A 7,079-nucleotide genomic window follows, 5' to 3' on the forward strand; every position below is an offset into this window, starting at 1 on the left:
GCGTGACGCTCGGCGGAGGTGCGGTGATGCGTACAGTTGTGACCGTCTAGAAAATCTCTAGCAACCGAGCAGGAGCGTGGCCAGTGGGGATGCGGCCCACCGCAAGGATGCCGAAGCTGACCCGGCGCAGTCGGATTCTGATCCTGATCGCACTGGGTGTGATCGTCTTGCTGCTCGCGGGTCCGCGTCTCATCGACGCCTACGTCGACTGGCTCTGGTTCGGTGAACTGGGCTACCGGTCGGTGTTCACCACGGTGCTGATCACCCGCATCGTGGTCTTCATCGTCGCGGGCCTGCTGGTGGGCGGCATCGTGTTCGGTGGACTCGCGCTGGCCTATCGCACCCGCCCGGTGTTCGTCCCGAGCAACGACAACGACCCGGTCGCGCGGTATCGCGCCGTCGTGCTCGGCCGGCTGCGCCTGATCGGCATCGGGGTGCCGGCGTCGATCGGAGTGCTGGCCGGAGTGGTGGCCCAGAGTTACTGGGTCCGCATCCAGCTGTTCCTGCACGGCGGCGACTTCGGGATCACCGACCCGCAATTCGGCAAAGACCTCGGCTTCTACGCCTTCGAGTTGCCCTTCTACCGGCTGGTGCTCAGCTTCGTGTTCGTCGCCGCCTTTCTGGCGTTCGTGGCGAACCTGGTGTCGCACTACATTTTCGGGGGCATCCGGCTGTCCGGGCGCACCGGCGCGCTGAGCCGCTCGGCGCGCGTCCAGCTGGTCACCTTGGTCGGTGTGCTGGTGGTGCTCAAAGCCGTTGCCTACTGGCTGGATCGCTACGAGCTGCTCTCGCACACCCGCGGCGGCAAACCCTTCACCGGGGCCGGCTACACCGACATCAACGCCGTCCTGCCCGCCAAGTTGATCCTGATGGCGATCGCGCTGATCTGCGCCGCGGCGGTGTTCTCCGCGATCACGCTGCGCGACTTGCGCATTCCGGCGATCGGGCTGGTGCTGCTGTTGCTGTCGTCGCTGATCGTCGGTGCCGCGTGGCCGCTGATCGTCGAACAGATCAGCGTCAAACCGAATGCGGCGCAGAAGGAAAGCGAATACATCAGCAGAAGTATCACCGCGACGCGGCAGGCCTACGGTCTGACGTCGGACGTCGTCACCTACCGCAACTACACCGGTGACAGCGCGGCCACCGCACAACAAGTCGCCGCCGACCGCGCCACCACCTCCAACATCCGGCTGCTTGACCCCACCATCGTCAGCCCGGCGTTCACCCAGTTCCAGCAGGGCAAGAACTTCTATTACTTCCCCGACCAGCTGTCCATCGACCGCTACGTCGACCGCACCGGCAGCCTGCGTGACTACGTGGTGGCCGCCCGGGAACTCAACCCCGACCGGCTGATCGACAACCAGCGCGACTGGATCAACCGCCACACCGTGTACACCCACGGCAACGGGTTCATCGCGTCACCGGCCAACACCGTGCGCGGCATCGCCAACGACCCCAACCAGAATGGCGGCTATCCCGAATTCCTCGCCAACGTGGTCGGTGCCAACGGCACCATCGTGTCCGACGGTCCGGCGCCGTTGGATCAGCCCCGCATCTACTTCGGTCCGGTCATCTCCAACACCGCTGCGGACTACGCAATCGTCGGCAAGAACGGCGCCGACCGGGAATACGACTACGAAACCAGCGCCGAGACCAAGAACTACACCTACACCGGCACCGGGGGTGTCCCGATCGGCAGCTGGATCTCCCGCAGCGTGTTCGCCGCGAAGTTCGCCGAACGAAACTTTCTGTTCTCCAACGTGATCGGCAACAACAGCCGCATCCTGTTCAACCGCGATCCGGCGCAACGGGTGGAGGCGGTCGCGCCCTGGCTGACCACCGACAGTGCGGTCTACCCGGCGATCGTCAACAAGCGGCTGGTGTGGATCATCGACGGCTACACCACCTTGGACAACTACCCGTATTCGGAGTTGACGTCGTTGTCCTCGGCGACCGCGGACTCCACCGAAGTGGCGTTCAACCGTTTGGCGCCGGACAAAAAGGTGTCCTACATCCGCAACTCGGTGAAGGCGACGGTCGACGCCTACGACGGCACGGTGACGCTGTACCAACAGGACGAGAAGGATCCGGTGCTGCGGGCCTGGATGCGGGTGTTCCCCGGCACGGTCAAACCCAAGAGCGACATCAGCCCCGAGCTCGCCGAGCATCTGCGCTACCCCGAGGACTTGTTCAAGGTGCAGCGGATGCTGCTGGCCAAGTACCACGTCAACGATCCGGTGACGTTCTTCTCCACTTCCGACTTCTGGGACGTGCCGCTGGACCCGAACCCGACCGCTAGCAGCTATCAGCCGCCGTACTACATCGTCGCCAATAACATTGCCAAAGACGACAACTCGGCGTCCTATCAGCTGACCAGCGCGATGAACAGGTTCAAGCGCGACTACTTGGCCGCCTACATCAGCGCCAGTTCGGATCCCGCGACCTACGGCAGGATCACGGTGCTGACCATCCCGGGCCAGGTCAACGGACCGAAGCTGGCCAATAACGCCATCACCACCGATCCCGCGGTGTCCCAGGACCTCGGTGTCATCGGGCGGGACAACCAGAACCGTATCCGCTGGGGCAACCTGCTCACCCTGCCGGTGGCCCAGGGCGGGCTGCTGTATGTGGAGCCGGTTTACGCGTCGCCGGGGGCCAGTGACGCCGCGTCGTCCTATCCGCGGCTGATTCGGGTGGCGATGATGTACAACGACAAGATCGGCTACGGGCCGACGGTGGGCGATGCGCTGACCGGGCTCTTCGGCCCGGGCGCGGGCGCCGCGGCGACCGGAATACAGCCGACCGACGGTGGGGCAGGTCCCAAGCCGCCGGCCAGCCAACCCCCGCCCGCCGCCGGACCGGGAACACCGCCACCGACGGCGGCGGTGCCTCCGCCTCCGGACGGGTCGGTCACCCTATCGGCGGCGAAAGCCGCTGCGCTGCAAGAAGTTCAGGCCGCCATCGGAGCTGCCCGGGACGCGCAGAAGAAGGGCGACTTCGCCGCCTACGGGTCAGCGCTACAGCGCCTCGACGAGGCAATCACCAAGTTCAACAACACCCGCTGACGTTCTGGCGCGTCAGCCCTGGAGTCGGCGCGCCACCTCGCCGTAGCGCTCCAACCGCTCCAGGTCGTTCAGCGCGTTGTAGAACACTAGGCGCGTGGCCAACCCGTCATACTTCTGCGCCAGGGCATCGGCCAGGCCCTCCCACGTGGACTCGGTGGCGAAGGCGGCGACGTGTTCGTCGGTCACTTGTTCCGCCATCCCGGCGAAATCCCCGGCCTTCTGCTTCTCACGAATCCGCGCGGTCGTCCCCTCGAAGCCGGCCTCGTCCCAAATGAACGCGTAGTTGGGCGTGCTCCCGTAAAACGCCATGCTGGCGCGCACCGACTCTCGGCTTCGCTCGCGCTCTTCGTCACTGTCACCGACGATGGTCATCACCGGCACGATCACCGCGATGTCGGCCGCCGCGCGTCCGGCTTTCGCCGCGCCCGCCGCGACGTTGGGCACGACGTGGCGGGTCAAGTAGCCGGGCTCGCCGATCGGATGAACGTGCACGCCGTCGGCCACTTCGCCGGCCATCCGCAACATCCACGGATTGACTGCGGCCACATCCACTTTCGGGTCCGGCGCCTCGATCGGGCCGGCGCTCCACTGCGGAGTGATGAAGTCCAGATCGTAGAAGTCGCCGTGGTGGTCGAGCTGGCCGGTGCGGAAAGCGGCGAAGCACGCCTTGACCGCACGCAGGTAGTCGCGCATGCGTGGGCCTGGACGTTCGAACGGCACCCCGTAGCGGCGCACGACATGCGTGCGCACCTGGGTGCCCAACCCTAGGCGGAACTTGCCGCCGGTGGCCTCCTGCAATTCCCAGGCGGTGGCCGCAGTGACGAATGGACTACGCGGAAAGGCCACCGCGACACCGGTGGACAAGTGCAGACCCGGCGCGGCCTGGGAAGCGACGGCGGCATTGAGGTAAGCCGTGCGGCCGGTCTCGGTGAAAAGCAGACCGGAGAAACCCGCGGCCTGCGTTCGACGAGCGAGGTCACCGATTTGGCTCAGCGGCTGGGGAATCGTCATCACGTCGGTGTGCATCGCGCAACACTATGCCGCGCTCCTACCCCCGCATTCGTTAGATGGTTCATATAATCAATATTGTGTCGTTATCACACCTCCACTCCAGCGCAGTCCTGCCGCGGGTAGAACACACGCCGCCCAGTCCGACGCTCGACGTTTTCGGCGGGACCGTCGAATTCGTCAGCTGGTCAGACGATTTCTGCGTCATGCGTGCCGTCATCCCACCCGGCGGCATCGTCGCGTTGCACCGCCACCCCGATCCCGAGGACTTCTTCATCCTCTCCGGCCGCCACGAGGTCTTGGTGTCCGACGGCAAGCGGCTGGTGTGGCGCGAGGCGTCCGCCGGTGACTACGTGCGCATCCCCGGCGACGTCCTGCACGCCCACCGCAACATCTCCGACGAACCGGCGGTCGACCTGGTCGTCACCACACCGAAACTGGGTCGCTTCTTTCTGGACATCGGCCGCCCGGTCACCGACGACCTGCAGCCGCGCACGCCCGAGGAGATTGCGCATTTCGTCGAGACATCCCTGCGCTACGGCTACGTGTTGGGCACACCGGAAGAAAACGCCGCCGTCGGTATCGACCTACCACCGTTCACCGGTTAACGCCGCCCGAGTAGCGCCCCGGTGGCTTGCGCGAGCAACCATTGCCCGGCGTCGTCCCACGACCAGCCACGGCCTGCGACCAGCAGCTGCCACGCGTCGTGGCCGAAATAGAACCACAGGATGTCGGTGGCGCGAGCTTCGGTCATTCCGGTGGGCAATGCCTTGAGCGTCCGCAGCCGCCGCGCGACCTGGCCCAACGCCCGCCGATACGCTTCGTCGGATTGAGCCAGAATCGACGTGGCGTTGGCGTCAACCGTCGCAGCGTATTTCATCACCTTGATGATGTCTTGATAGCGCTCGTTGTCCACTCGGGTGCCGTGCGCCACGATGCCGAGAATCTCGGTGCCGGACTTGCTCTTTCGCGCCGCCGCCAGCGTCTCATCGACTATCGGGTCCTGCACGGCGTCTTCGATGAGGGTGCCCAGGATCGCCGCCTTGCCGCCGGTGCTGGCATACACGGTGGGTAACGCCAACGACGCCTCGGCCGCAATGTCGTTCACGGTGACCTTGCCGTAGCCGCGCTCGAGGAACAACCGCATCGCGGTGTCGAGGATGCTGCGCCGCGTCTGCAGCGCGGCTTGAGTGCGGATGGACGAGTGATAGGTGCGGGACGCCTTGGCCGGCGCGCGCCTAGCTGACAATGCTGCCTCCTCCGCGCGTCTGCTCGATACAGCTCATTCATATTCAATATGCGCGCCCTCTATTAGTCCGCCCACCGCGAGGCCGTGTCGCTTTTTGTGGGAAGTGTGGCTCGGACGGCACCGGTGCGGGTGACACGAAGACCGCAGACTGAGCGCGCGCCACTTCTCCTGGCTAAGCAAAGGACTGTGAATGACACGTACCGACAACGACACCTGGGATCTCGCGTCGAGTGTGGGAGCGACGGCCACCATGGTCGCCGCGGCCAGGGCGGCGGCGAGCCGGCGGGCCGATCCAATCATCAGCGACCCGTACGCCACACCTCTCGTATTGGCGAGCGGGGTGGAGTTGTTCGCCCTCTTGGCTAGCGGAAAGTTGGATTTCACCGATATCGGCTCAGGCTGGATTCCCGACTTCTTCGGCGTTCGCGGCTGGTTCTTCGACGGTTTCTTTCCCAGCGCGTTGTCGGCGGGTATCCGGCAGGCGGTCATTCTCGGGTCCGGCCTGGACTCGCGGGCGTACCGGCTGAACTGGCCGGCCGACGCGGTGGTTTACGAGATCGACCAGCCTGAGGTGATCAAGTTCAAGGAGACGACGTTGGCCCGGATCGGTGCCACACCGAACGCGCGGTTATGCAGCGTGGGTGTCGATCTGCGGTACGACTGGCCAACGGCGTTGCGGCAGGCTGGGTTTGACCCCAGGCAGCGCACCGCGTGGTTGGTCGAAGGCCTGATGATCGGTTACCTGCCTGGTGACGCGCAGAACCGCATGCTGGATCTGATCAGTCAGCTCAGCGCACCCGGCAGCCGGCTGAGCGCCGACCACTTGCCGCCCACCTCGAGGTCGGTAGGCGAGTTGATCTTGGAGACTGCCGCCAGCTGGCGGCAGCAGGGTTACGACGTCGACTTCGGCAATCTCACCTACGCGCATCAACGCAGCGACGCCGAGGCGCACTTGCAGTCGCTGGGATGGCGCATCACTGGCTACCGCCTCGATGACTTGCTCGGCGCCGCCGGCGTCCCGCTGGGCGAGATGGACCCCGCCCCCGATCGGCAGGGCGCGATCCACTATCTGACGGCCACCCGAAACGAGTCCGAGGAGTAGCCGCCGGTGACCTTTCAGCCGCGCGCGGCCGTGCGGAACCTCTCCCGGTACGCCTTCGGTGATACCCCCAGGTGGTCGACGAAGACGCGGCGGAGCGTCTCGGGGCTGCCGAACCCGGCGACCCGGGCCGTGTCGGCGACCGTGCGGCCGGCATCCAGGGCGGCGCGGGCGGCGTCAATGCGCACCATTTCCACGTAGCGGGCCGGCGTCGTGCCTAGTTCGGACTGAAACAGCCGGGCCAGTTGACGCGTACTCAAAGACGCGCGCGCCGCCAGACTGTTCACACTGTGGTTGGCCGCCGGGTCAGCCGAAATCGCATCGGTCACCTTGCGCAGCGGAGACTGCGGGGGCGGGTCGGCCTCGACCAGCACCGAGAACTGCGACTGACCACCCGCACGTTTGAGGTAGACCACCAACCACCGGGCGACGGCACGGACGAGTTCACTGCCGTAGTCCATTTCGACCAGCGCCAACGCCAAATCGATGCCCGCGGACACCCCGGCCGAGGTGAAGATCTCGCCGTCGCGGACGAAGATCGCGTCCGGCTCGACGGTGATATCGGGGAAGGCGCGCGCGAACAACCGGACATCATGCCAATGCGTGGTGGCTCGCCGGCCGTTAAGCAAGCCGGCCTGCGCCAGGACGAACGACCCCG

General features: G+C 65.8%; 6 protein-coding genes. 3 read left to right on the forward strand and 3 right to left on the reverse strand.

The genetic code is table 11. The features are described from left to right. The first annotated feature begins 83 nt into the window (after positions 1 to 83). Complete coding sequence (locus A9W95_RS20160; RefSeq protein ID WP_067416804.1) at positions 84 to 3,065, forward strand: UPF0182 family protein; 2,982 nt, start codon at positions 84 to 86, stop codon at positions 3,063 to 3,065. A gap of 12 nt (positions 3,066 to 3,077) precedes the next feature. On the opposite strand, the gene A9W95_RS20165 is transcribed toward A9W95_RS20160, so the two are convergent. Further along, complete coding sequence (locus A9W95_RS20165; protein WP_067416807.1) at positions 3,078 to 4,091, reverse strand: TIGR03617 family F420-dependent LLM class oxidoreductase; 1,014 nt, start codon at positions 4,089 to 4,091, stop codon at positions 3,078 to 3,080. A 62-nt stretch (positions 4,092 to 4,153) separates the two neighbouring features. Between A9W95_RS20165 and A9W95_RS20170 the strand changes: the two genes are divergently transcribed. Next, complete coding sequence (locus tag A9W95_RS20170; RefSeq protein WP_253851712.1) at positions 4,154 to 4,681, forward strand: cupin domain-containing protein; 528 nt, start codon at positions 4,154 to 4,156, stop codon at positions 4,679 to 4,681. Here A9W95_RS20170 and A9W95_RS20175 read toward each other — a convergent pair. Next, entirely contained in the window at positions 4,678 to 5,322 is a 645-nt protein-coding gene (locus tag A9W95_RS20175) for a TetR/AcrR family transcriptional regulator (protein WP_067416810.1), read from the reverse strand. The genes A9W95_RS20170 and A9W95_RS20175 overlap by 4 nt on opposite strands. Before the next feature lie 190 nt (positions 5,323 to 5,512). Between A9W95_RS20175 and A9W95_RS20180 the strand changes: the two genes are divergently transcribed. Then, positions 5,513 to 6,424 (forward strand): SAM-dependent methyltransferase, encoded by a 912-nt coding sequence (locus A9W95_RS20180; RefSeq protein WP_067416812.1) that lies wholly within the window; start codon positions 5,513 to 5,515, stop codon positions 6,422 to 6,424. Positions 6,425 to 6,438: 14 nt separating this feature from the next. Here the strand turns inward: A9W95_RS20180 and A9W95_RS20185 are convergent. After that, on the reverse strand, positions 6,439 to 7,079 hold a 641-nt coding region (locus tag A9W95_RS20185), incomplete at its 5' end, for a GlxA family transcriptional regulator (protein ID WP_082983222.1).

It is taken from the genome of Mycobacterium sp. 1423905.2, from assembly GCF_001673155.1.
GTDB lineage: Bacteria > Actinomycetota > Actinomycetes > Mycobacteriales > Mycobacteriaceae > Mycobacterium.

What these genes read in the sequence shown, in the direction of transcription:
- A9W95_RS20165 (WP_067416807.1), bottom strand. Translation starts at nt 4,091, where the DNA reads ATGCACACCGACGTGATGACGATTCCCCAGCCGCTGAGCCAAATCGGT.
- A9W95_RS20180 (WP_067416812.1), top strand. Translation starts at nt 5,513, where the DNA reads ATGACACGTACCGACAACGACACCTGGGATCTCGCGTCGAGTGTGGGA.